The following is a 24,439-nucleotide window of genomic DNA, read 5'->3' on the forward strand; positions in this document are numbered from 1 at the left end:
ACAATGTCGCAGGACGTATACAATTTTATCTTCATCGGGTTCACTTTCGGGCTCTACATCTTTATCGCCGTTACTTCGAGAGCTTCCTCCACGAAGGAATATTATACGGCGGGTGGGGGCGTATCGCCTTTTGCCAATGGCATGGCTACAGCAGCTGACTGGATGTCAGCGGCGACCTTCATCTCGATGGCTGGGACGATTGCCATTAGCGGATACGATGCCTCTCGTTTCTTGATGGGGTGGACAGGTGGCTTCGTGCTGCTGACAGTCTTGATGGTTCCTTACCTAAGGAAGTTTGGGAAGCCCACGGTGCCTGACTTTATTGGCGATCGTTATTATTCAAAGGTCGCTCGTGGTGTCGCGGTGGTTTGCGCTATATTCATTTGCATGACCTACATCATGGGTCAGATGCGAGGTGTGGGGGTTGTTTTCTCGCAGCTATTTGGAATCAAGATTCAATCGGGCGTGCTCGTGGGAGCTAGTATCGTATTTCTCTACGCCGGACTGGGGGGAATGAAAGGGATCACTTACACCCAAGTCGCTCAGTATTGCGTGATGGCTATGGCCTACACGATTCCAGCTATCTTTATAGCGATCGCGTTGACCAATCATTTCATCCCCCAGCTTGGTCTTATAGGCGATTTCACAGCCGAGGATCCCAAGGTCCCGTTTTTGCAGAAGCTAAATAATATAAACACTGAGTTAGGGTTTAGCGAATTCACAGCAGGTAAGCTCGGGAAGCTTAACATGTTTTGCATCACTGCCGCTTTGATGTGCGGAACGGCCGGCTTGCCTCACGTTATCGTGCGGTTTTTCACGGTGAAGAATGTCGCCTCTGTTCGTAAGTCAGCCTGTTGGACGCTGCTGTTTATCGCAGTGATCTATGTTACTGCTCCGACGATCGGCGCGTTTTCCCGTGTTAACCTGATAACGACTTTGCATGAGAGCAGCTACGAGACTGCTCCAGCGTGGTTCAAAGACTTCGAAAAAACAGGGCAAATGGCTTGGGTCGACAAAAACGAAGATGGCAAGATCCAGTATTTCGGCCCGGGGAAATCGGAAGCCAACAGTAATGCTGTTTTTATTGGTAAAGGTCCCTCTTATCCCTCGGATGACGCGCCAGAATCTCAGCTTGTAGGTGAATATGGACAACGCTTGCTGGCCAACAAGGGCGATATGACCAACCCCAACGAGCTCTGGTTTGGTAACGACATCATGGTCATGGCCAATCCTCACATGGCTGGCTTACCAATGTGGGTGATCGCCCTTCTCATGGCGGGTTGTATCGCGGCAGCCCTTTCGACCGCTGCTGGCCTGCTACTGGTACTCTCCACCTCGATTTCTCACGATCTGATGAAGAAGATCGTCAAGCCGACCCTGAGTGACAAGGAGGAGGTTAACTATGCTCGGGCAGCGTCCTTTATCGCTCTCGCGGTGGCAGCTTATTTTGGGATCAACCCGCCTTCTGCCTTTATTGCCAAAACGGTGGCTTTTGCCTTCGGACTGGCTGCTTCCTCTTTCTTTCCAACCTTGTTGGCCGGGATTTTCTCTCGACGAGTAAACAAGCATGGAGCGATTGCCGGGATGCTGAGCGGCATCACTTTTACGATCAGCTATATCGTCTATTTTCAGTTTTTAGGAGGTTCTCCCAAGGACTATCTATTGGGCATCACGCCGGAAGGCATTGGCTTTGTCGGTATGCTTATCAACTTCGTGGTTACCTTTGTCGTTAGCTATCTCACTCCTCCGCCACCGATCGAGATCAAGCATATGGTGGACGAAATTCATGCCCCAGACCGCTTGCTGGCAGCAGGCGTCGATACCGAATCTTTGGAAGATCCAGACGGGGTTGGTGGAGAAGGCATTTAGCAGGCTTTCAACATCTAAGGAAAGTGAGACACTGAGTCTCTTTTCTATAGTTTCAAAACGGTCAGTGTGTCTCGCTGGCCGTTTTTTTGTACCCTACGGGGATGGCTAAATCGCTTGAAAACGAGATTTGAAAAACGTGCAAATATCAGAAAGCTAGATACTTATGATAGCTTTGCTCTCGCGTAGGGATGAATTTGGGATCAGGGAATGATTTATGCGAAGACTTTGCCATAGGAGGAATATTAAATGATTGATCCCAATAGACTTACCGAAATGGCACGCACCGCTTTGACGGCTGCTCAAAGCCTGTCTCGCCGCAAGCAAAACAACGAGGTGGATTCGCTCCACTTGTTGGCGGCTCTGGTAGACCAGGAAAACGGTATCGTTAAGGGCGTTTTGAAAAAGCTCGATATAGCGGATAGCGCTTTGGCTTTGTCGCTCGATCGCGAACTCGAACGTCTCCCAAAGGTATCGGGAAGCGTGGACAGCTCCAAAATATTTATCACCCAAGCCGCGAATGAGGTTTACACGGTTGCGGAGAAGGAAGCCGCCTCGCTCAAAGATGAGTTTATCAGTGTCGAACACCTATTTCTCGCTCTCGCCACGGTTCGGAAACCGTCAGCCTTGGCCAGTGTCTTGGATAGTTTTGGCCTAGACAGGGCGAAAATTCTAGGAGCTTTGCAGAAAGTGCGAGGCAACCAGCGGGTAACTTCGCAGAATCCGGAAGCCACTTACCAAGCCTTGGAGAAATATGGTTCCGATCTAGTCGAACGTGCCCGTTCGGGCAAAATGGATCCGGTGATCGGGCGCGATGATGAGATCCGCAGGGTTATCCGTATCCTCTCCCGTAAGACAAAGAACAACCCGGTTCTCATCGGTGAGCCAGGGGTGGGTAAGACTGCCATTGCTGAAGGGCTCGCTCAACGGATCGTGCGAGGCGATGTGCCGGAAGGCTTGAAGGACAGGACTGTCTTCTCTCTCGACATGGGCGCTCTCGTTGCGGGGGCAAAATATCGAGGCGAGTTTGAGGAGCGTTTAAAAGCGGTGCTGCAAGAGGTGAAAGCTAGCGAAGGGCGTATTTTGCTCTTTATCGACGAGCTGCACACCATCGTGGGTGCCGGCAAGACGGATGGAGCGATGGATGCGGGCAACTTGCTCAAGCCCATGTTGGCCAGAGGTGAACTGCACTGTATCGGAGCAACGACCTTAGACGAGTACCGCAAGTACATCGAAAAAGACGCTGCCCTCGAGCGTCGCTTTCAGAGCGTATTGGTGGATCAGCCCTCTGTTGAGGACACGATATCCATCTTGCGTGGCTTGAAGGAACGCTTCGAAGTTCACCACGGGGTCAGGATCCAGGACAATGCTCTCGTTTCGGCCACCGTACTTTCCAATCGTTACATAACAGACCGGTTTTTGCCGGACAAGGCGATCGACCTCGTCGACGAAGCGTGTGCGGCGATTCGTACCGAGATGGACAGCTTGCCAGAGGAGTTGGATGCGATGACTCGTCGGCTTATGCAACTGGAGATCGAGGAGGCGGCCTTGATCCAAGAAAAGGATACCGCTTCGAAAGATAGGCTCCAAGGTGTGCGTCGCGAGATTGCCGATTTGAAAGAAGAGGAAAAGGCTCAGCGTCAGGTTTGGGAAGTGGAGAAAGGCGTTATTTCCCAACTTCAAAAGCTTCGTGAAGACATCGAAAGCACTAAGGCAGAGATCGTCAAAGCGGAGCGAGCCTATGACCTTAATAAGGCTGCCGAGTTGAAGCATGGCCGTCTGCCAGAACTGGAGAGCCAGCTCGCGGCTGCGGAAGCGAAGCACAGCGAACGCTCTCTGGTGAAGGAAGAAGTCAGCCAAGAGGAAATCGCTGAGATTGTGGCTCGTTGGACAGGTGTTCCGGTGACCAAGCTGATCGAAGGCGAAAGACAAAAGCTACTTAATCTAGAATCAGCTCTGGAGGAACGTGTTATTGGCCAGCCGGACGCAATCCGCTTTGTATCCGAAGCGATCTTACGCGCTCGTGCCGGTATCAAAGATCCTAAACGCCCGATTGGTAGCTTCATATTCCTAGGTCCAACAGGTGTCGGTAAGACCGAGCTCGTTAAAACGCTAGCTAGTACGCTCTTTGACAGCGAGGACGCGATCGTGCGTATCGACATGAGTGAATACATGGAGCGGCATGCGGTCGCGAGATTGATTGGAGCTCCTCCTGGATATGTCGGTTACGAAGAAGGCGGCCAGTTGACGGAAGCGGTTCGCCGTAAGCCTTATTCGGTGATTCTATTCGACGAAGTTGAAAAGGCGCATCCAGACGTATTCAATGTGCTCCTACAAATTCTCGATGATGGCCGAGTCACGGATTCGCAAGGTCGTGTAGTCGACTTTAAGAATACGATTGTGATAATGACCTCGAACTTGGGTAGTCAGCATCTGATCGAAAAGGCTGAAGACGGGCTCTCGGAATCGACCAAGGAGTCGGTAATGACAGAGTTGAGACGACACTTCCGTCCGGAATTCCTGAATCGTATCGACGAAACGGTTATCTTCAAGCCGCTGGATTTGGAGGACATCGAACGAATCGTGGTCCTATTGCTCAAAGACCTGAACAAGACACTGTCGGAACGCCGGATAGTGGTCGAACTCGATGGGGAAGCTCTCAAATGGGTCGCCTTGAAAGGATTCGATCCTGTATACGGAGCGAGACCGCTGAGGCGCTTCTTGCAACGCTCGGTACAGACAGACTTGGCGAAGGCGATCATCGGCGGGGAGATATCGGATGGCGATACCGCACGATTCGTGGTCGAAGGCGACACCTTATCGCTCAAGACCGTGAAGAACGCCTAAGACCGTTCAGCGTGAGGTCGTCCACTTATTCAAGGTGGCGGCCAGAGGCTGAATTTCCAGAGGCTTGGAGAGATAGTCATCCATCCCGGCGTCGAAGCAGCGCTCTTTCACTCCTTGGAGGGAGAGGGCGGTTAACGCGATGATCGGGGTGTGAGTGCCGGTGGAGCGTTCGTACTTGCGAATTTCTCGGGTGGTTTCAAAGCCATCCATTTCCGGCATCTGGCAATCCATAAGCACCAGGTCGTATTCGCCCGTGCGAAACAGCTCCAAGGCTTCGAGTCCATTGTTGGCCGTTTTGGCTGTTAAGCCAATGCGCTTGAGCATGCCGTGGATTAACTTCTGGTTGCCGATATTGTCTTCGGCGACCAGAACCGTCCTCGTGCCCGAACCCAGACTCGGTTCTTGGGTGGGCTGGTTGTCGAAATACTCCTCTTCCTGGCGGACACTTGTTTCCAAGTAGGCCGTGAAATAGAAAGTCGATCCTTCGCCCGGAACACTCTGAATGGTGATATCACCGCTCATCATCTCCGCCAATCGTTTGGAGATAACGAGGCCCAGGCCCGTGCCGCCATGTTTGCGTCGGGTGGAGGAGTCGGCTTGGGTGAATGGTTTAAAGAGACGCTGCTGGATCTCCAACGGGATGCCAATTCCGGTATCCGTAACTGCGATACGAATCATGGAGTGGTGATTAGTGCGTTGGTCGGAATCAGCTTTGATGGTAACGCCGCCCTCTTGGGTGAACTTGATGGCGTTGCTCACCAAGTTCAGGATGATTTGGCGAACTTTGCCCGGGTCTCCGATGACGAATTCAGAAATGTTGTCCGAGTAAACGAGGTCGAGCTTCAGCCCTTTGTTGGCGGCGATCGGGGAGGTGATGTTCAAAACCTCCTGCAACGAATGCTTGAGGTTGAAGCTTACCAGTTCGAGCTCTTCTCGGCCGGCTTCGATCTTCGAAATATCGAGAATATCGTTGATGATGGAGAGCAGGGAATCGCCTGAAGTGCGGATGGTCTGCACAAAGTCCTTTTGCTCTTCATCAAGCTGAGTCTCGAGCAGAAGGGAAGCAAAACCGATGACGCCATTCATCGGAGTACGAAGTTCGTGGCTCATCATGGCGAGGAATTCGCTTTTGGCCAAATTCGCTTTTTCCGCTTCTTCCTTCGCTTTTAGGAAGGCGGCGGTACGCTTTGCAACTGTCTCTTCCAGGCTACGATTCTGGAGTTGGAGCTCTCCACGCAGGGCCAAGCCATCCAGAGTGGTGGCTGTCAGGGTGAGCGTCAGCGAGATCTGATTGAGCACGATGTTGTGCTGCTCGCTTGGTTTCGCCTGATCGAAGAGCCCGACGAACATGCCAAGGGTGCGTTCGCGGGTCGAAAGAGCATGGAGCATCAGCCGCCATCCTGACTCGTCATCCTGCCAGAACAGTGGCTTTTGTTGGCGAAGGGCCCAGGCGAAGGCGCCTTGTCGGATGGCGCGGCGGATGATCGTTTCTAAGGCGAGGTAGATTCTCGGAGGCCGGGTTTTATGCAGTTCGAAGCCGCCTTCTTTTTCGTCGACGAGATAGAAACCTTGGGTGGCGAATTCGTGAATTCCATCCAATTCGTTTTCTGCGATTTGGATGACTTCTTGCGTATTTGAAGCTTCGCGCAGCTTCCGTTGAAAGAAGTCTAACTTCTCGAAACGGCTCTGTTGTTGTTCGTGCTTGTCGAAGCTCTTGGTATCCATGGGTCGGGTTCTTATTAGATTTTGTCTAAGAACACTTTGCACACGCTATCAAGTTGGCGGATCAATTCATCGCTGACAATGGAGATTTTCGATTCTTCGAAACCGGCGTATCCCCAAGCGGCTTCCGAAAATTCGGGCACGAACCGGTCCCCGGAATCACCCAGTCGCAAGGCCGAGACCAAAAAACTAGCGATATGGACTAGGCTTACTGTGGTCACGTTGTTGCGGGCTAGGACTGGTTTGTTGTGGTGGCGAACCAAGGTATAGATATCCTGCGGGAACCTCCAGTGCTGCAGGGCTGCCGCCCCGACTTCCGATTCGTCAAAACCGAGGATAGAGCTCGCTACTTGCGAGTAGTGGGTGTCTTGCCTCTGGACTCGTTTGAAAATTTCTTTCGCTTCGTCGGGGAAAAACGCTCCGATCATGGGGCGCCCTACCTTATGCAAAAAGCCGGCGATAAAGTGGCGTTCGGTATTTGCCTCGCGGCGTTCCAAAGCCATCAAGCGAGTGCAGAGTCCGACAGCGATGCTGAATTTCCAAAAGTCGTCGCGTGGAACGGGGAATCCTGGGTTTTGCGGGAGCAGTTTGGGAAGCGAGAGGAGAATGCTCAGGTTGCGAGTATTTCTCAGGCCGATAACGCTCAGGGCATCCGGGATGGTGCCGAGGTGAATCGGGTAGTCGTAGAAGTGGCTATTGGCGAGATTGAGAAACCGCTGAGATAGTTCTGCATCTGATTCAACGATACGAGCGATGTCCTCGAAAGACGACTCCGGGTTGTCCATCGCTTCTTCTATGGCTTTCACCAGGGGAGGAAGCTGGACGAAGGTCGTTGGATCTGAGAGTTGTGGGTTTAAAAGCTCGTTCACTGTGATTAGAGCGGATGATCCGAGGATTTCGCCAATTCTAGTACAGCTAATTCGCGAATGGCAATAACTGCGGGATGGGAAGACTTCACGAGTTGGAATCGCTTTTGTACAACTGCCTCCGCGTCCTGTTTAGCCGTATTGGAAAAACTTTGGATTGAGATGACTTCAGCCCCGTCGTCATTTCCTTGCAAGTGGACGTTCTCCACTCCCCACATCATCAGGATCTCGATCTGTCTCTCCGTGAGCTTAGTCCCCGAAGGGAAGAGCTTCTTGGCGTCGAGATTGAAGACGTCTTCCGCCAGGATTTGGCCTGGCTTCAGTTCGTGGGGAGATTTATTGGCCATTTTGTAGAAGGAGGGCGGCAGAGAAAACGTGCTAGGCGTTGACTTTGCTTCGCGAAGTCCTTGTTGGCAAGTACGCTAACGCGATAATAATCAGCTGCGAGATCCAAAAACCAGCTAGGTAGTTAAAGGCGGAATTCATGAATCCGTAGGAGTGTAAGCCGATTCCCAGCATATTGGTGCCCATCCATGACCAGCTGGTTACGATATTGCCGAAGACCGCCATTGCCATGATTCCACGTGTTTTCGCGAAGCCTCCCCAGCGAGCATGTAGGATGATGACGTTCCAAAGCACGAGGAGCACCGCTCCGTTCTCCTTCGGATCCCAGCCCCAGAAGCGGCCCCAAGATTGGTCGGCCCAGATGCCGCCAGAAACGGTTCCGAAGAAGCTGAAGAGGGTGGAGAAACAGATAATGCCGAAAACGATGGCGGCGAGCATCTTGCTTCTCTCTTTGTTTATGAGCTTGGTAGTGGTGCCGGCTATGATCCAAAAGATGCCGATAAAGCCGGAGAAAAAGGTCGAGGCGTATCCAAATGTCACTGTGAGGACGTGCACGGTGAGCCAGAAATTCGAGTCCAGCACCGCCTTCATTTGCTCGAGCGTGTCGCGTCCATCGATCAAGTGGTGGGCTACGATTAAACTAGATATGCCGATAACTGATGCGATAAAGCTGCCGATCCCGTTTTTGTAGAGTCGTTCTATGATGAGGGCCAACAAGGTCGCTCCCCAGCCCACATATATGGCGGAAGAGTACAGGTTAATGACCGGGGCGTATCCGATAATATAGACACGGTATCCCATGCCGATGGTATGAACCACGAATACTGCCACAGTAGTCCAAAAGGCCGCTCGGTTTAAGCCGCGCGATGCGAAAGGCCAAGAAAAGACAGCGAGTAGGAGAACCATGACGTATCCGACTATGGATACATAGAAGGGCTCCAGGTAGTTGAATTGCTGTTCGGCCTTTGCCTTGGCTCCCGCCACTTCGTCGAGAGAGGTTACTTTGTTGTACAGCTTTTGTACGGTTTCATTGAAGGTCGCGCTATCGCCTTGGCGGTAGGAATCGACTAGGGTCGCGTAGTAAAGAGTGATGTCGCTCAACTCTCCGTCGCGGGTGATTTCATCCAGAGCCACACTCATTTTTTCCCACTGGAATTGTCCGTCAACCGGTGGACGAGGGTGGGTGAAAAACAGGGCTTCTTCGCCAAAGCTCTTGTAAACTTGGATGAAGCTGAGCATCGAGCTGAGGCTCTCAGAGTCGAATGCTTCTCCGCGCTGCTGCTTTTCGGTCTCGGCGACAGCCTGGGGAACGATGGCCTTCATGGCAGTCAGTTCCTCCAGAAAGCTTGGCGTTTCGCTGTGGTGGATAGTGCGAGTCAGATTGTAGAATCGAATAACGTTATTTGCCAAGTCTACCACCGCGCGTTGGTAGCGGTTGCGGAGCTCGGATTCTACGTTGGAGGCGGCCATGGCATCCTGGCGAATTCTCTCGAATGAACCTTTAATCTCGTTGAACGAGAAGTAGTGGTGGCTACTGCCTGCTCCTAGGAGCATACCCATTATCGCGGAGTCCCGCTCCTTGGGGTCCTTGTGAGGAAGGATTGAACGCAATCCGTCGTCGTGGATACGGAAAATCGGTCGATCCATGGCTGCGGGAGGACTGAATATAGCTTCAGCTAGCCACTCGATAGCCTTATGGCGAGTACCGTCTTCGTAAGTCGCGGTACGCTTTCCGCTCATTGCTAGCAATGAGTTTCGGGCGACTGAATCCAGAGGTTGTATCCGGCCGTTCATTACGACGGGTACCTTGCCCAGAGTGTCCAAGTCGAAGTCCGACTTAGGGGTCTGCCTCGAATAATTCGAGTAGATGTAGGCGAGGAAGAAAAGGATTGAGAGCGTGGTGGCTAGGCTGCGTTTCATGCGTCAGCTTTCTTTCGTTTTTTGGAGAATCGTTGTAGGCTGAAAGCGAATTGGACGACCAGACCGAGAGTCATCATGGTGCAGGAAATGTAGGGCAGGCTGCGTCCTGGATTTCTCACTACTTGCAGAATGGTGGTACGGTCATCGTTCATGAAGCCCTGTTGGTAGAAGGTAAGGTCGTCGTAGCGGAGCGGGTTGTTCATGTAGATGAGGAAATCCTGCTCGAGCCCACTTCGCTTGTCCTTGACGATGACTTCGCTTGAAAAGTTCTTGGGGATGTTGGTGCCGAGATAGCGGTCGTGGCTGAAGTCCTTCAGGGTGATGTAGTAGTCGATCACTTCTCGCTTTCGTCGAACCACGAGGCTGTAGCTGCGGTCTTTGAAAGTGAATTCCTGGTGCGGCATGAATTCGCGAACAAGCCAGGTACCGATTATTTCCGAACCGTCTTGGGCGGGTTGTTTCGAGAAAAGGGTTACGATGGCGGCAGGTTGGTTTCGTTCGTCCATCTTTCCGGTTTCCGGTACGCGTACGGCGTAGGCTTCTAAGCCAAGCCCGCGATTTGCCAAACCGACAGTGACGGGAGTGAACTCGTTACGTCGTTGCAATACCGAGTTGGGCATAAACTCGTCGATGCTTACATGGAAGGGAAGCTCGTCGATGTCGACTTGCTGGTTGCGTTCCAGCATTCCTTCAGGGATGGCGTAAACACGGTCCTTGTCGGGGTCGGTTGTGTCGATGATTGCGAGCTCTGCTTCGCGGAAGCTTTCCGTAAAGTCGCTCGTGCCGCCCTCATCGATGGTCATGCTCGCTTCGACTTGGAAAACGCTCGATATGAATTCTCCCAGCAGCAAGAGGATGAATCCAACGTGCACAAGCCAGATGCCCAGCTTCTTCGTATTGAAGCGGAAGCGGTAGATCATGGCCGCTATCAGGTTTATGAGTAGAGCAAAACCTATCAGGTAGCCGCCGGGCATGTAGGGAACGTTGATATCCAAAGATTGGATATACTGATACACGAAAACGGTATAGAAGTATTTTTCGGTGGCACCGTGGATGCCGAGATGTGTTTGGTCGAGTGTGCCGAAGAGGATCAGCACCATGCCGAGCACGAGGCAACCAATGGTGAGCTCGAGGGACGCGAGTAGTTTAAGAAGAGGCTTCATCTGTCTTGGTGTAACGTATTCGACTAGTGGTTATGCCCTTCGTGGCTGAAGCGAACCGATTGCAGCAGGTACTTGAACTTGTCCATTTGAATGTCCAGGAGCAGGGCGTCACCTCGCAGCTTAAAGAACCAGGACCGTCCTTCCATTTCCATTATGGCGACCAAGATTGTCTCTTTGTCGGCATTACCGTCGTTTTCGGAATCCGACTTCAGTTCAAACATTGTGAATTCCAGTCCGGATGGATTGGTCATCCTGGTGGCGGCCGCTTCGACTTGGGAGGCATTCCAGTCGGCTAAACCGATTTGACGCCGCCAGCGATTTACATTCGCAACCAGGCCGCCAGTGTCGCCGGGAAAGGAGGTTATCGAGAAGTCGGCGGCGGGGAAGCCCTCCTTAATGATGGCTAGGCTGGCGATCCGCATCGAGTTGCCTTCGGAAACAGTCCAGCCTTGTGGAGTGGAAAAGACCAGATCGCCCAAGTGGGAAGCGTCCTCTGTCCCAGGGGCTTCACTGGTTGCAGCGGCGGCTGGCCCGCCAAATTCTATGGCTTCGATCATCGTGCGGAAAGGCTCGATTTGACTTTCCAGGGTGCTTCGAGGTCCGGACATCTTGAAAAACCAACTTTGGCCCATGAACGGGATGATGGCCGCGTAGATGCTAGTGGAATCTTCGGTTTCGCCCGATGGTTTCAAATCAACGATAGTAGCGCTCGCGCCTGAGCTGAGAGACATCTCCGAAGTCATTTTCTGAAGTTGGCTCGCGTCGACAGCAGGAAGGGAGGCTTGTCCTAGCCAGCGGTTGACGTTGGCGAGCAGCCCACCGGTGGATCCAGGGAAAGAGGTCACCGTGATTTCTACTGCTCCTGCCTCGTCGTTGTAGAGATAGTTGCCCTTTCTGAATTGTGTGGGCGGCAGCTCTTTCCAGCCCGCATGAGGACTCCAGGTTAGCGCGTCAGCTATATCGCTCGGAGCAGACAGCTCAGCTAGGGGGCGGGCTCTCTCGCTGGTGTCTTTAGGTGTGTCGTAAATCTGTACCTCGGGTCTACGGCAACCGGCAGGCAGAATGAGCGACGTGGTCAAAACGCCGATATAGATTAGGCTCAAACGGGATCTCATAGGAATCGCGGGAGAGATAAGGGTGTTAAATTGCATAAATCAAGCAGGACCGGCCCCTTCGCGCTTATCTCGCGTTTACGGATTGATCTGTGAGTGAAAAACCGGCCTTCGGACTGAATGTTTGCCATGTTCGTCTGTCTTGCTCTTAAGACCTTCGTAGCTGAAGTAAGATGGTTAAGAAAGAATCATACCTCGACCGGGTGCTCGGACGCATCGAGACACTCGACGCGACAAATTTGGCAAACCTTGCGCAGAAGCTCGCGCGTGAGCGTTCGTACTTGGAGACCATTTTCAATACGGCGTTGGAAGGCATTCTTGTGGTGGATGAAGACGGGGAAGTTCGCTATGCGAACGAGTCTGGACGTCGGATGATTGGCCTGAAGGAGAGCGATATGGGGTCGGCCATTCTCTGGAGGCTTATACCCGGCTTGCGCGATTCCTTGGGGCTAGAGGAGGGGGAGCCGCTGCGAGATTCCATCAGTTCCCGAGAGTTGGAGCTCACTTATCCCGAGCAGCGTTACGTGAGGATGTACTTCCTGCCTTTCAAGGAATCTGAGGGAGATGAGGACAAGCAGTTCGTGGTGATGCTCTCGGACATCACGAGCGAGAAGATCAGCAAAGAGGAAACCATCGAGTCCGAAAAGATCGCTTCCATCCTGTTGCTCGCGGCGGGAGTCGCCCATGAATTGGGCAATCCGCTGAATTCGTTAACCATCCACCTTCAGTTAATGGAGCGGACTCTGAGCAAATTGGAAGCCTCACCGAGCTCCGAGAAGCTGTCGAACTCTCTCCAGGTTTGCCGCGGGGAAGTCGACCGACTGGATGGAATCATCAAAAACTTCCTGGAGGCGATCCGGCCGCAAGAGCCCGATTTCCAGATTCTCGACCTAAGTCTGGTGCTGGAAGAGGTGCTGGAGGTGGTTGGGTCCGAATTAAATGATCGTGGGATCACTGTAGAGGTGGAGGTCGTTTCGGAGGCTCCGATCGTGAGAGCGGATAGGAATCAGATGAAGCAGGTGTTTTTTAACCTCATAAAAAACGCCATGGAAGCCATGCGTCCCGGCGGTGCCCTGAAAATCGTTTCGCGGGCGGATGAGGAAAAAATCTATCTACGCTTCGGCGATTCTGGTTCAGGCATCCGCCAGTCTGAACTTTCCCGCGTTTTTCAGCCCTATCACACCACCAAAAAGACAGGTTCCGGTTTAGGACTCATGATCGTGCAGAGAATAATGAGGGGACATGGTGGCTTAGTCGGAATAGATAGCCAAGAGGGTGTTGGGACAGTCGTAACTCTAGAGCTACCAAAGAGAAATCGAAAGATTCGCATGCTCGAGGGGTGAGGTGTGAGTCAATATTGCACACTTGACCTGAGGCTAATCTTGGATTGATTTGAGGCACTATGGTGCCAACTATTCTCATTGTTGACGACGAGCGCCACACCCGTGAAGGGTTGATGCAAATGCTCGAGGACACGTATGACATCTATCTCGCTGAAGATGCCGAGCAGGCCTTCACCCTGATGGATTCCGAGCTGTTTGACGTGGTGCTGACCGACCTCCGCATGCCTGGCAAATCCGGCATGAAGGTAATCGACAAGGCTCTGAGTTTGCCCAATCGCCCACCGGTAATTATGATGACTGCCTATGGCGACGTGGATTCCGCAGTGGAGGCCATGAAACGGGGTGCCTACGACTTTCTTACCAAGCCGGTCAACCTTGAGAAGCTCGAGATATTGATCAAACGGGCCCTGAAATCCAAGAATCTGGAGAAGGAGGTCGAGCAGCTCCATGAGCGGCTGGACGTGAAGTTCAACTTTTCTGGGATCGTGGGGAATTCGGCTGAGCTGCAGAAAGTGATCGAACGGGTAAAGCTGGTAGCTCCCTCGCGGGCGAGCGTTTTGATTCAAGGGGAAACGGGTACCGGAAAGGAACTGATTGCCCAAGCCATCCATCAAAATTCGAATCGCTCCAAAGGGCCATTTATCGCGGTGCACTGCGCGGCGTTGCCGGCAGCCCTTTTGGAGAGCGAGCTTTTCGGTCACGAGAAGGGGGCCTTCACTGGGGCCATGGAACGACGGATCGGACGGTTCGAGATGGCGGAAGGAGGGACCTTGTTCCTCGACGAAATTGGCGAAATCGATTTGGCGACCCAGGTGAAGTTGCTGAGGTTTCTCGAGCAGCGGACTTTCGAGCGTTTGGGGAGTTCCAAGTCGATTAAGGTGGATACGAGGCTGGTGGCTGCGACTAACCGGGATCTATTGGAAATGGTGAAGAAGGGGGATTTTCGAGAGGACCTTTATTACCGACTCAACGTGGTACAAATTGAAGTGCCTTCGCTTGCGGATCGAGCCGAAGACCTCCCGCAGCTTTTAACCCACTTTCTCAATGAGTTTGCCAAGGAGAACGACATGGATCCGCCGACCTTCGAACCTGGTGCCATGCAAGCTCTGCGTCGTTATCCGTGGCCCGGAAATATCCGGGAATTGAGGAACTTCGCCGAGAACTCGGTCGTACTGCATCGGGGTGGGGTCATCCACGACTATGATTTGGAACCGAAGTTTAGAGGTGAGGGACCTTCGGTGGATGGTTCGGGCAAGATCGTTTCCCCGCTGGACAAGGAAGAGAACGAAAAGCGTTTGCTACGGGAGGCTTTAGCGGATGCGCGTGGCAATCGGACTCGTGCTGCTGCCTTGCTCGGAATTTCCAGACGGACCTTGCACCGCAAGCTCCAGCAGTGGCCGGAACTCGATGTCGTCGATCGCTAGCGAACTCCGCCCGAGAGGTTTTTCTGTCGCTTGGAGGCGGTAATTTCGACCCTGTCATTTTTGCGGAATTTTCTATTGACTTGAAGGGGCTGAAATAGATTCTGACGCACCTCTTTAATGAGGCGGGCGTAGCTCAGTTGGTAGAGCACCACCTTGCCAAGGTGGCTGTCGAGAGTTCGAATCTCTTCGCCCGCTCCATTTTTCCTTTCGGTCTCGATTGGCGATTTGGAAAACTCATTATCATGCGGGCGTAGCTCAGTTGGTAGAGCACCACCTTGCCAAGGTGGCTGTCGAGAGTTCGAATCTCTTCGCCCGCTCCACTTTTTTAGCCCCTCCAGTTATTCTGGCGGGGCTTTTTGCTGGGCGGATGCCGGCGTTTTCTAGCTAGACTCCGAGAAGCCTTGCTCATCGAATGGAGGCTAGTGAAAGCCAGCGAACTTTTTGAATTTCCCGCCAGTATCCCATTTGGATCTTTTTTTGATCCCGAAGCCCCAGCTTGGGAGTGGATTGGTCAGATCAAGCCCGCCCTTGCCTCGGGTTTCGATGCGCAGATTCCCGAGAATGTCCCTCCCGGCGTATCTGTTACGGGCAAAGTTTACATTCACGAGTCAGTTGAGCTTCCTCCCTTTTGCTCGATCGAGGGACCGGCTTGGATTGGGGAAGGGGTGCAGATCCGCCCGGGTGCCTACATCCGAGGAAATGTGATCATCGGAGCCCGTTCGGTGGTGGGTAACTCCTGCGAGTACAAAAACTGCCTCCTGCTGGAGGGCGTGCAGACTCCGCATTTCTCCTATATCGGGGATTCTGTGCTGGGCAATCGCTCGCACCTCGGGGCCGGTGTAATCCTCTCCAACCTGCGACTTGATCAGAAGCTGGTAAAGGTCGAGACCGAGACCGGCAAAGTAGAGTCTGGTCTTCGCAAGTTCGGGGCCCTTTTGGGGGACGATGCGGAAGTGGGCTGCAATTCGGTTTTGAACCCAGGGTCGGTGATTGGGCCGCGTTCATTGGTCGGGCCATTGACGTCTTTTAAGGGTACTTTGCTGCCTGATCAGCTCTATATGAGTAAGAGCGAGGGCGTCGCATTACCCCGCTTGGTTTAGTTTCGCTTGATCTAGGAGGCGGTAGCTTCTAAACCCCGCTGCTTTCCCCATCGAAATTGACATGAGAATTCTTTCCGGCATCCAGCCCTCAGGCATCCTTCACGCAGGCAACTATTTCGGCATGATGAAGCCATCCATCGAACTGCAAGAGCAGGGCGAGGCTTTCTATTTCATCGCGGACTACCACTCCATGACTTCGCTTACGGACGCAAAATTGCGTCGTGAGTATACTCAGCGTGTGGCCATTGATTTCCTAGCGTGTGGCTTGGATCCGAAAAAGGCGGTCCTCTTTAAGCAGTCCGATGTGCCAGAGCACGTGGAGCTTTCTTGGATGCTGTCCTCCGTTTGTCCGATGGGCTTGTTGGAGCGTTGTCACAGCTATAAAGACAAACTCGCCAAAGGCATTTCTCCAAATCATGGCCTCTTCGCTTATCCGGTTCTCATGGCGGCGGATATTCTTATCTATGACGCAGACGTAGTTCCCGTTGGCCAGGATCAGAAGCAACACGTCGAAGTGACCCGTGACTTGGCAAACAAGTTCAACGATCTCTACGGCGAGACTTTCGTAGTACCCGCTCCACGCATACGCGGCGACGTCGCAAAGGTGCCTGGAATCGATGGGGGCAAGATGTCGAAGAGCTACAACAACACCATCGACATTTTCGGTGAAGAAAAGGCGATCAAGAAGCGGATCATGAGCATCGTTATGGATAGCCGTGGCATGGATGAACCGAAACCTGACGCCGAAGAGAATAACGCGATTCAAATCCTGAAGCACGTCGCGGACAAGGAAACTTACGAGGCAACCGTGGAAGCTCTTAAGGCGGGCGGCTATGGCTACGGGCACGTGAAGAAGAAGCTTTTCGAATGTTACTGGGAGCATTTTGCCGACGCCCGTAAACGGCGTGAAGAGCTGCTCGCCAACTTGGATTTCGTCGATCAAGTCCTCCGCGAAGGGGCGGAAAAGGCTCGTAATATTGCCTCCGTGGTTAACAAGCGGGCTCGTGTCGCTTGCGGTTTGGAGTAGCGGATTTGGCTCGCCAGAGCGGCAAATCTCTAGAACGCGAAAGTGTATGCTTGTATTTTGCGTTTGTTGATTTGTCGTAGGCTTTACTGGTCAAACTTTTATGGCGTCTCCTTCTAAAATCAGCGTGATGATTGTCGACGATTCGTCGACGGCGAGGCGCATTCTTACGGACATCGTCAACCGCGGGCAGAACATGGAAGTCACTTCCACTGCCCAAGATCCGTTCCAAGCGGTGGCGGAACTGAAGCGGAACACGCCTGACGTAATGATTCTGGATGTCGAGATGCCACGCATGGACGGCATAACCTTCCTCAAGAAACTCATGATCCAGCACCCAATGCCGGTGATCATGTGTTCCAGTCACACGGAGGAAGGGTCTCGCGCTTCAGTGGAGTGTCTGGAAAACGGGGCAATAGACATCATTGCCAAGCCGAGAGCTGCGACTAAGGAAGTGATGCATGAACTGGAAATGCGTATCCACGATGTCATACGCTCCGCGGCGATTGCCCGTTTTCGATCCCGTTCGGGCAGCATGATATCCAGTCGGCCCGACCATCGACCTCCGCCTGCTCCCATAACGCCGCGAGCCAAACTTTCCCCTGATGAAGTTTTGCCGCCACTGCGAAGCGGCGTCGCTCAAGCTCCTATTACCCCATCCAAAATAATAGCTATCGGCGCATCCACCGGAGGCACGGATGCGATTAAAGTTTTCTTGGATGCTATGCCGGCGAATTCGCCTGGAGTGGTGATCGTTCAGCATATGCCTGAAGGTTTCACCGCGTCCTTTGCCAGCCGTCTAGACTCTAGCAGTCCTATGAAGGTGAGAGAGGCACGCAACGGAGATGTGGTGGAAAACGGAGTCGCTTTGGTAGCTCCCGGTTCGCACCACATGATGCTTCGTAGGTCAGGGAATCGCTACACGGTGGAAGTTCGCGATGGTCCCTTGGTCAGCAGGCACCGTCCTTCTGTTGATATCCTTTTCCGATCCGTCGCCCAGAGTGCGGGTAAAAACGCGGTGGGAGTCATAATGACCGGCATGGGAGATGATGGAGCCACCTGTATGAAGGAGCTGCGCGACTCGGGAGCATTCACAATCGCTCAAGATAGGGAGTCTTGCGTAGTCTTTGGCATGCCAAACGAAGCCATCAAGCACGGCGGCGTTTGCGAAACGCTGCCTTTGGACAAGATCTCGGCTCGAGTCCTGGCGAAAATCACCCGCTAACCAAAACCGCGAGATCGCGGCCAATCCTAACTTGCCTGCTTGGGGTGACAAAAAGGGGCTGGATGTGATAAATCCAAGTATACCGATGAATCCAAATTTTGCTCACAGTCAGGCCCACTCTCGCCAAGCGTTTACGCTGCTAGAGATTGTTACGGTCATGGTTGTTCTGAGCATCCTCGTATCGGTGAGTCTGGGCTTCTTGCTGAATAGTCGCGAAGGAGCTAGGGTCAGTCGGGCGGAAGCGGACATGCAAGTCATCCAGCAAGGATTGGAGAAGTATCGAGCTCGATTTGGGGACTACCCAAGAATTCCGACGGAGTATGTTGGTCTAGGTGATGTGGATACAAAGGAAGAATACCTTTTAAACGCCTTGTTCGGTCGCATCGGACCAGCCCATCAAGCGGTATCTGACCTGCCAGTTATGTTGAATTCCGCGATACTTGAGTACGCCAATAAAGGTTTGCCTATATCAGAGTTGCAGTCGAATTGGATCGTAGATCCATGGGGGGAGGCTTACTTTTACGATTACCAACCTGATTCAGATGAGTGGGTGAAGTTTGGATACGAACTTTACTCAGCAGGACCCGACGGAGAATTTGACACGGAGGATGATATTCTAGCTCCATGAAAGGTCGGCTAAAATCAGGATTCACGCTCTTCGAACTTTTGGTGACACTGACGGTTATTACCGTCATCGCGGCGGCAGGTTTTCTGTCAATTGCTCGCGGCACGGATGAGCGGTCTTTGGAGAAGGCGGCCGATATGCTCCATTCCATGGTACGAATAGCCCGCACTCAGGCCATCACGAATGGCGTCCACTCTCGGTTGATTATTAGTTTGGACCAAAGTGATGCGAGTTCCTATCTTAGAAAGGTCGGCGTTGTCATTGAAGCGTCGGATCAAGGTTACTGGAAAGCAGTCGAACGGGGAGTTGTTTTGCCAGAGGGGGTATACGTGGTACCCCAATCCGGCTCGGTAAGCTTTACGAGCGATTGGCCGGCAACGGGTCGCAGGTCGATTTACCGGAAAACGAATACTGAATCTGACGACTCCGCGATCTACGATTACGAATACCCTTTGCAAGATGAAGTAAGCGAAGATTCGGGGACGAGTTGGCTGTGTATTCAATTTTCCCCTAATGGTAGGCTGTCGAGCGCAGAGTGGGGAGGTGGTGGATTGGTCCCGGTTTCCAACCAGCTAGTACTTGCGAAAGGGAACTGGGATGGCAGCAAGGTGGCTTTTCGATCAGCGGCGGATTTTATCGCCATAGCTTTCAAGCAAAGCGGTTCCAGCTATCAGACTCAAGAAACGGAGCTAGTGGATGATGAGGTTGAAAGCTAGGATTGTCGCTAAGGAAGCCTTCTCATTGATCGAGGTGATCGTAGCCCTGGCAATGTTGGCGTTGATCGCCATCCCTGCGGTTGGCTTGGCGACGATGGCGGTGGGGCAGAGTAAAGCGCAGCTAACGGTAGGTAAGGCCTCGGCACTAAAAACAAAAATAGACGTAGCGCTAAGGGCTTTAGATACGATCGGGAGTTTCGATATTTTGACTGCTGAGTCGAACCTAACTGGAGTGCTTCTTGAGATGATGGCTAGCGAGGACCTGCGCTACATCGAGTCCAGTGGCGGCGGCTATGACGCTGAGAATGATCAGTATTATCGTATCCTCGTGAAGGAGCCGGAAAATTACGATTATGATTCCACTCTGCCTTATCGTTTAGTGGTCTATGAAGTATCCTGGCCAAATAACTCGGAAGATGAGCAACGCAACCAGATGCATTTTAGCTCCGTATTCAGAAAATGAATAGAGCGAGTAAACAGGCTGGTTTTACCTTGTTTGAACTGATTGTTTCTTTAGCGATCACCTCGGTGATTGCTTTGTTCGTTTTCTCGTTCGCAACCAATCTCGCTAAGCTTTGGCGGCATACGGAGGGTAGTGTAGGTACTGAACTGGATACGCAAATTGCCTTAGACACGATCGCTGGGGATTTGGAATCTGCGTTCTTTGCGGAGAGAGGGGTGCCTATGTTTGCGGTATCTTCTATTTCAAAGACCGGAGGAGATCTCTACAATTACGACTTTTCAGGCAGATGGGTCAATGTGTCAGCCGAGGGTGCTGGGCGTCCGGCGGAAGTGCACTTCGATCCCGAGAACCATCATTATGGCTGGGCGGGTTCATGGCTGCGTTTCTTCACAGCTTCACCTACCTTCAATGCGGTAGGCTATCAGATTATAAGGCGTCCAGCGTTTTCAGATTCAAACGTATCCAGCTATCTCTTGCATCGGTCTCTTATCCGAATGGATCGGACTTTAGAAGGTGGCTTCGATATTTCACTCGGCGAATACGCAATCGGCACCACATCCAGTGCCCTTGAAAGTCCGAGGCTTGATGCGGTTATCCTCGAAGACGTAATCGATTTTGGTGTAAGGCTCTATGTATTCGAAGACAGCTTTCCGGGAAATGAGGATTCTCCGAGAGGCTTGAGGCTGATCTTTCCGGCCAACGGAAGTGGCGTTCTGTCGGACTCTTACCGTGAACATTTAGCGAGCACTGCTTATGGAAATGACTACTCGATTCGTTATCCCGATGTGATCGAAGTGTTCGTCCGAGTATTAGATGACGTGGGTGCGGACCTTCTTCGTCAAAGCGAAGACGGGGAGGGACTGCTCACTTACGAGGAGATTGTGGAGGATCATGCCAGAGTGTATTCCCGTATGATCAGACGGCGGGGTAAAGGAGTAGGCGGATGATGAAAAGATTGGAGAGTCTGTTCTCATACCAGAAGACGTCGGGCCGTTCTCGTCGTGGCTTTGCCATTATTTTGGTAGCCGCCTTGGCAGGGCTCGTCTTTCTACTTGGGGCCTCGCTTGTCGTTGTTTCTAGACTACAGACTGCTTCGGCCAACTACGATCAGCGAGTCCGTTTAGCGAGAGAGAATGCTCTGGCGGCTATGGATATGGCGATTGCCGAATTGCAAGCCAGTATGGGGCCAGATCGCTCCGTCTCTTATTATGCGGACGTGTATCGGAGCAATACATCGGATGATTTCAAATCTCCCTCTGCCGATGCGGAAGGAGGTCTTTCCCAAGCGTTTTGGACGGCAGCCAACGATGTCTCCGGAACCGAACGATGGCTGGTAACGCGACCTATCGACAGCGATTTCAATGGAGCGGACGCGGGGGATGCTGCAGATCCTTTGTCTGACGATTACGAGGCCTCGGTTGTTTTGTTAGGAGAAGGGACTCTGGGAGATTCTGCCGAGGAGCTAGGGGTAAGCGTGCCTAAAGAACGAATACATATGGACTCGGTCGAGGGCTTTACGGATTCGCGAGCAATTGGTAGCTATGCCTTTTGGGTAGGCGACTTAGGAACAAAGGCAAGCTATGCACTCTATGATCAGACTGATGAGGCTTTGTTGGACGAGGATTATGATTATACTACCTCGCGTCGGCACCGCCTCAGATGGTTACGCCTAACGAAGCCAGCGATTGATGGGACGACTTCGGTCGATTTGGTGGATACGGATTACGAAGGCGTTGGTACCTACAGCGATGGTACCTCTTTGCCCACTAATCCTGAACGTATAGACGTTTTTGGAAGCGATCTGCAGTTTCGCGAACGATTTGGCTCCAGCGATGAACCAGAGCGTTATTTAGATGGTTTAACACAGGCCGAATTCGAGAGCTATTTTCAGGATTTTACTCCGCTATCCCGTGGGTTGGTGATTGATTCGGAATCGGGCGGTTTTCGCAAGGATCTGTCTTTGCTAGTCCAAACTTCGGATACTGATTATGATGAGCAGTTGCTGCCCTACGCAGCCTTGGGGCGTGCATTGATGCCTTCGTCAATGGGGGTTGTGCAGAACGTCTATCCAATTCGAGGAGATGGGTCGACTGAATACAGCGATCACCGTTTTGTGGAAGGGCAAGAGGTCCTTACGCGTTCGATAAGCCCTATCATCACAGAGTTTAATTTGAACTACTCGGTTTATTTAAGCCAGGTGACGCCTACTGGAAACGAATATAGAATTTATGTTTCGGTGGCCGCATGGCTCGAATTATGGAACCCCTTCGCGAGTCCTATAGGTCTAGGAGCAGGGCGTCTGCTGGTGGAAGTCTCTGGCCTACCAGAGTTGTCTGTAGGCCTGGAAAACACTGCGAGTGAGATTAAGAGGGTTCAGTTGACAGATCCTCTAGCGGAGAGTGATCCAGGTTCATTCGTTTTCGCTATCGAGAATTTTGGAAATAATGAGACAGATTTACGACCGGGACAAGTAACTGCATACTCTGGTCCAGAAGATGGAGCCTCCGGTGTTGTAGGTTCTTCTTATGACTTAGCTTGGGGACCTGAGTATGTGGGCAGCGATGACAGAGTTGTTTTCGACTTAGGAACGGTAGAGCTTTCAGAAACCCCGTCCACCCTCGTTTTGAATTTTGCAGATGGCAGTGAATTTGTAGAAGCAGCGTTGGAGGTGGACTTGTTTTTGGAGGACGAATCGGGAGAACAGTTTCTCCAAGCGTACACATTGGAGCATAATTTCTCTTTAGATAGTTTCGTTCACAATGACCCGACCTCTGAAGGCAAACCAGTCTTTGGGTTTGGTTGGGAGATTTCGGATTCAGTGTTTGATCCGGCTTCTGGGTACGATCCCTTCGCAACGGAACCGATTGAATCCGCGTTTCTTACGGATCCTGGATCTGGAGGAAGCACAGATTCTTATGCTTATCGTGATGCCAATGGGTCCGGAGAGTCTGGATACGCAGGAAGCGACCACATTTTAGGCTTCAATCCCCTCGACAAGGCTTCATTTGAAAATCCAGCTTTATACATCGATAGCAGCGATTTGGACGTACCCGTTTCGCCCCTGCCGAAGCAGGAGCTCGTTTCAGTTTATCTTCTTTCTGGAGCCTCTTCTGGCCCCGGATCTTTGCTTTCGCTAGGGGATGTGGGCAACTCCTTCAATTATCTGATGGATGAGTTTTTCTTTTCCACGATCCCGCAGAATCTCAGCCCACTCGACGATGAACTGATTTTGCCAAATACCGGTTATGTACCCAAGGCAGATGCTGTGCTGAGCGATTTGCTTCCGGATATCGACTCAGTAGCCGAGCCTTTGGAAATTCCGGCTTCCAGCTTGGAAATAGAAGGCATGTTCAATGTTCACTCTACCTCGATCGACGCTTGGGCGTCGTTATTGAAAGGATACAAATCCAGCGAGCTAGGTAACTGGAGTGTCCTATTTGGAGATGATAAATATCTCTTCTTTAATTGGCCGCTTGGAGGTGAAGATTGTTTTGCCCTCGTTGAAGATGAAGATGAAGTACCTGACACCGGCTCGGCGGATGCGATTCGAGCGAGCTTCAAGCAGAACGTTGTCGCTTTGACGGAAGTCCAAGTGGATGCCTTAGCAGAGGCGATCGTTTCACGTATCCGAGAATACATGCAATCCGGAGCCGGCCCGTTTCGCTCCTTGCAGGAATTTGCGGATTCCGGTGTGCTCTCGACCGCGATTGCGGATTTGGACCTCAACGAGGAATGGGTGGTCGAGGGAAGTCCGGCGGAGTTCAGGCAATCTACGATTTTCAATATGATCGGGCCCTACCTCTCGGTGCGCAGCGACACTTTTTTGATTCGGGCGTACGGCGATGCGGTTGATCCTTCCGATGAAGAAAGAGTCTGGGCTAGAGCGTATTGCGAAGCGATTTTGCAGAGGAGCTCCGAAGAGCTCGATGACTCGAATCTGGGCAGGAAATTTGAAGTGGTGGCGTTTCGATGGCTTTCGCCCTCTGAAATATGAAGACCTGCTTTCAGCTGTTTTTCCCTATCTGGATTCTGATTTCTGCCCTATCTGTGAAAGGGCAGGAGGACGGAGCTGAATTTCGAGTCCTAGGGTTTGGAGATGGCTTTTTTGAAGGGATATGCTTCGAAAACGAGACCGAATCGGAGCCAACGGTCGTGGAGCTCGGATTTTATCCGGACCGAAGATCTCGCCTCTATCGCCTCGAGACGCGGCCGTTGTCGCTCGTTTTTTTCAGTGAAGAAGCTTCGAAAGATGGCAATCTCACGAGGGTTGAACTCGGTCGGGCAAGATGGCCCGCGGGGGCTGACAAAGCTTTGTTCGTGTTTTTCGAAACTTCCGATTTCGAGACTGCGGGAAAATACGAGATCCTTTCGGTCGATGAGTCGTCTGAAAAATGGAAAGCCGGTTCGGTACGGTTTCTCAACTTGAGCGGAGCGGAACTGGAGCTCAAACTGGGCGATGTTTCGGCCGTTTTGCCCGAGGATTTCTCGCCGATTTTCGACTTCGACCCCGATGTTTGGAGCGTTCTTCCCTTAAGTCTGCGAGTGAATTGGCAGGGAGAAAAACGCAGCGTTTATTCCAGCCAATACAGAGTCGACGGAAATCACCCTAAGCTCCTCCTGATCAAACCGCCACGGGAAGAAGGCTCGTTTCGGGTGAGAGTGCTGAATCTATGGTAAA

General features: G+C 52.2%; 19 protein-coding genes and 2 tRNA genes. 15 read left to right on the forward strand and 6 right to left on the reverse strand.

Going from position 1 to position 24,439, the window contains the following annotated elements; all coding sequences use genetic code 11:
* The first annotated feature begins 3 nt into the window (after positions 1–3).
* Both H5P27_RS04855 and clpB read left to right on the forward strand, forming a co-directional pair.
* Positions 4–1,869: a sodium:solute symporter family protein gene (locus H5P27_RS04855; protein ID WP_185659251.1), complete on the forward strand. Its 1,866-nt coding sequence runs from the start codon at positions 4–6 to the stop codon at positions 1,867–1,869.
* Between the two features lie 246 nt (positions 1,870–2,115).
* Positions 2,116–4,713 (forward strand): ATP-dependent chaperone ClpB, encoded by a 2,598-nt coding sequence (gene clpB / locus H5P27_RS04860; protein WP_221774606.1) that lies wholly within the window; start codon positions 2,116–2,118, stop codon positions 4,711–4,713.
* A gap of 6 nt (positions 4,714–4,719) precedes the next feature.
* Here the strand turns inward: clpB and H5P27_RS04865 are convergent, their stop codons facing one another.
* Genes H5P27_RS04865 through H5P27_RS04890 form a run of 6 tightly spaced genes read right to left on the reverse strand, consistent with a single transcriptional unit; the run spans position 4,720 to position 11,844 of the window.
* Complete coding sequence (locus H5P27_RS04865; RefSeq protein WP_185659252.1) at positions 4,720–6,438, reverse strand: ATP-binding protein; 1,719 nt, start codon at positions 6,436–6,438, stop codon at positions 4,720–4,722.
* A gap of 14 nt (positions 6,439–6,452) precedes the next feature.
* Complete coding sequence (locus tag H5P27_RS04870; protein WP_339382553.1) at positions 6,453–7,304, reverse strand: HDOD domain-containing protein; 852 nt, start codon at positions 7,302–7,304, stop codon at positions 6,453–6,455.
* Positions 7,305–7,309: 5 nt separating this feature from the next.
* On the reverse strand, positions 7,310–7,648 hold the full coding sequence (locus tag H5P27_RS04875) for a hypothetical protein (RefSeq protein WP_185659254.1): 339 nt from the start codon (positions 7,646–7,648) through the stop codon (positions 7,310–7,312).
* A gap of 31 nt (positions 7,649–7,679) precedes the next feature.
* The gene (locus H5P27_RS04880; protein WP_185659255.1) at positions 7,680–9,566 is read right to left on the reverse strand and encodes a cytochrome c biogenesis protein; all 1,887 of its coding nucleotides are present in this window, start codon (positions 9,564–9,566) and stop codon (positions 7,680–7,682) included.
* Positions 9,563–10,729: a cytochrome c biogenesis ResB family protein gene (locus H5P27_RS04885; RefSeq protein WP_185659256.1), complete on the reverse strand. Its 1,167-nt coding sequence runs from the start codon at positions 10,727–10,729 to the stop codon at positions 9,563–9,565. The genes H5P27_RS04880 and H5P27_RS04885 overlap by 4 nt, the downstream gene beginning before the upstream one ends.
* Before the next feature lie 23 nt (positions 10,730–10,752).
* Positions 10,753–11,844, reverse strand: a complete 1,092-nt coding sequence (locus tag H5P27_RS04890; RefSeq protein WP_185659257.1) for a hypothetical protein — start codon at positions 11,842–11,844, stop codon at positions 10,753–10,755.
* 170 nt (positions 11,845–12,014) lie between these two features.
* Between H5P27_RS04890 and H5P27_RS04895 the strand changes: the two genes are divergently transcribed.
* The 13 genes from H5P27_RS04895 (at position 12,015) to H5P27_RS04955 (ending at position 24,438) form a co-directional block, all read left to right on the forward strand.
* Entirely contained in the window at positions 12,015–13,184 is a 1,170-nt protein-coding gene (locus H5P27_RS04895; RefSeq protein ID WP_185659258.1) for a sensor histidine kinase, read from the forward strand.
* Positions 13,185–13,243: 59 nt separating this feature from the next.
* On the forward strand, positions 13,244–14,608 hold the full coding sequence (locus H5P27_RS04900; protein ID WP_185659259.1) for a sigma-54-dependent transcriptional regulator: 1,365 nt from the start codon (positions 13,244–13,246) through the stop codon (positions 14,606–14,608).
* Between the two features lie 122 nt (positions 14,609–14,730).
* Positions 14,731–14,806 (forward strand) — tRNA-Gly (locus H5P27_RS04905).
* A 46-nt stretch (positions 14,807–14,852) separates the two neighbouring features.
* Positions 14,853–14,928, forward strand: a tRNA-Gly gene (locus H5P27_RS04910).
* A gap of 102 nt (positions 14,929–15,030) precedes the next feature.
* Complete coding sequence (locus H5P27_RS04915; protein ID WP_185659260.1) at positions 15,031–15,708, forward strand: LbetaH domain-containing protein; 678 nt, start codon at positions 15,031–15,033, stop codon at positions 15,706–15,708.
* 61 nt (positions 15,709–15,769) lie between these two features.
* Positions 15,770–16,735, forward strand: coding sequence for a tryptophan--tRNA ligase (gene trpS / locus H5P27_RS04920; RefSeq protein ID WP_185659261.1), 966 nt, complete (start codon positions 15,770–15,772; stop codon positions 16,733–16,735).
* A gap of 100 nt (positions 16,736–16,835) precedes the next feature.
* The gene (locus tag H5P27_RS04925) at positions 16,836–17,957 is read left to right on the forward strand and encodes a protein-glutamate methylesterase/protein-glutamine glutaminase (RefSeq protein ID WP_221774608.1); all 1,122 of its coding nucleotides are present in this window, start codon (positions 16,836–16,838) and stop codon (positions 17,955–17,957) included.
* Positions 17,958–18,042: 85 nt separating this feature from the next.
* Positions 18,043–18,585, forward strand: coding sequence for a prepilin-type N-terminal cleavage/methylation domain-containing protein (locus H5P27_RS04930; RefSeq protein WP_185659262.1), 543 nt, complete (start codon positions 18,043–18,045; stop codon positions 18,583–18,585).
* Positions 18,582–19,298: a pilus assembly FimT family protein gene (locus H5P27_RS04935; protein ID WP_185659263.1), complete on the forward strand. Its 717-nt coding sequence runs from the start codon at positions 18,582–18,584 to the stop codon at positions 19,296–19,298. Before H5P27_RS04930 ends, H5P27_RS04935 begins: the two co-directional genes overlap by 4 nt.
* A complete protein-coding gene (locus H5P27_RS04940; protein ID WP_221774609.1) occupies positions 19,282–19,761 on the forward strand; it encodes a type II secretion system protein in 480 nt (159 codons plus the stop codon). The genes H5P27_RS04935 and H5P27_RS04940 overlap by 17 nt, the downstream gene beginning before the upstream one ends.
* Positions 19,758–20,708 (forward strand): PulJ/GspJ family protein, encoded by a 951-nt coding sequence (locus H5P27_RS04945; protein WP_185659265.1) that lies wholly within the window; start codon positions 19,758–19,760, stop codon positions 20,706–20,708. The genes H5P27_RS04940 and H5P27_RS04945 overlap by 4 nt, the downstream gene beginning before the upstream one ends.
* Positions 20,705–23,755, forward strand: coding sequence for a hypothetical protein (locus tag H5P27_RS04950; RefSeq protein WP_185659266.1), 3,051 nt, complete (start codon positions 20,705–20,707; stop codon positions 23,753–23,755). The genes H5P27_RS04945 and H5P27_RS04950 overlap by 4 nt, the downstream gene beginning before the upstream one ends.
* Positions 23,752–24,438 (forward strand): hypothetical protein, encoded by a 687-nt coding sequence (locus H5P27_RS04955; RefSeq protein ID WP_185659267.1) that lies wholly within the window; start codon positions 23,752–23,754, stop codon positions 24,436–24,438. Before H5P27_RS04950 ends, H5P27_RS04955 begins: the two co-directional genes overlap by 4 nt.
* Position 24,439: the final 1 nt, after the last annotated feature.

The organism is Pelagicoccus albus (genome assembly GCF_014230145.1).
GTDB classification, from domain to species: Bacteria; Verrucomicrobiota; Verrucomicrobiia; order Opitutales; family Opitutaceae; genus Pelagicoccus; species Pelagicoccus albus.

What these genes read in the sequence shown, in the direction of transcription:
- H5P27_RS04945 (WP_185659265.1), top strand. Translation starts at nt 19,758, where the DNA reads ATGAATAGAGCGAGTAAACAGGCTGGTTTTACCTTGTTTGAACTGATT.
- trpS (WP_185659261.1), top strand. Translation starts at nt 15,770, where the DNA reads ATGAGAATTCTTTCCGGCATCCAGCCCTCAGGCATCCTTCACGCAGGC.
- H5P27_RS04940 (WP_221774609.1), top strand. Translation starts at nt 19,282, where the DNA reads ATGAGGTTGAAAGCTAGGATTGTCGCTAAGGAAGCCTTCTCATTGATC.
- H5P27_RS04875 (WP_185659254.1), bottom strand. Translation starts at nt 7,648, where the DNA reads ATGGCCAATAAATCTCCCCACGAACTGAAGCCAGGCCAAATCCTGGCG.
- H5P27_RS04880 (WP_185659255.1), bottom strand. Translation starts at nt 9,566, where the DNA reads ATGAAACGCAGCCTAGCCACCACGCTCTCAATCCTTTTCTTCCTCGCC.
- H5P27_RS04855 (WP_185659251.1), top strand. Translation starts at nt 4, where the DNA reads ATGTCGCAGGACGTATACAATTTTATCTTCATCGGGTTCACTTTCGGG.
- H5P27_RS04885 (WP_185659256.1), bottom strand. Translation starts at nt 10,729, where the DNA reads ATGAAGCCTCTTCTTAAACTACTCGCGTCCCTCGAGCTCACCATTGGT.
- H5P27_RS04930 (WP_185659262.1), top strand. Translation starts at nt 18,043, where the DNA reads ATGAATCCAAATTTTGCTCACAGTCAGGCCCACTCTCGCCAAGCGTTT.
- H5P27_RS04900 (WP_185659259.1), top strand. Translation starts at nt 13,244, where the DNA reads ATGGTGCCAACTATTCTCATTGTTGACGACGAGCGCCACACCCGTGAA.
- H5P27_RS04925 (WP_221774608.1), top strand. Translation starts at nt 16,836, where the DNA reads ATGGCGTCTCCTTCTAAAATCAGCGTGATGATTGTCGACGATTCGTCG.
- H5P27_RS04865 (WP_185659252.1), bottom strand. Translation starts at nt 6,438, where the DNA reads ATGGATACCAAGAGCTTCGACAAGCACGAACAACAACAGAGCCGTTTC.
- H5P27_RS04890 (WP_185659257.1), bottom strand. Translation starts at nt 11,844, where the DNA reads ATGAGATCCCGTTTGAGCCTAATCTATATCGGCGTTTTGACCACGTCG.
- H5P27_RS04950 (WP_185659266.1), top strand. Translation starts at nt 20,705, where the DNA reads ATGATGAAAAGATTGGAGAGTCTGTTCTCATACCAGAAGACGTCGGGC.
- H5P27_RS04955 (WP_185659267.1), top strand. Translation starts at nt 23,752, where the DNA reads ATGAAGACCTGCTTTCAGCTGTTTTTCCCTATCTGGATTCTGATTTCT.
- clpB (WP_221774606.1), top strand. Translation starts at nt 2,116, where the DNA reads ATGATTGATCCCAATAGACTTACCGAAATGGCACGCACCGCTTTGACG.
- H5P27_RS04935 (WP_185659263.1), top strand. Translation starts at nt 18,582, where the DNA reads ATGAAAGGTCGGCTAAAATCAGGATTCACGCTCTTCGAACTTTTGGTG.
- H5P27_RS04895 (WP_185659258.1), top strand. Translation starts at nt 12,015, where the DNA reads ATGGTTAAGAAAGAATCATACCTCGACCGGGTGCTCGGACGCATCGAG.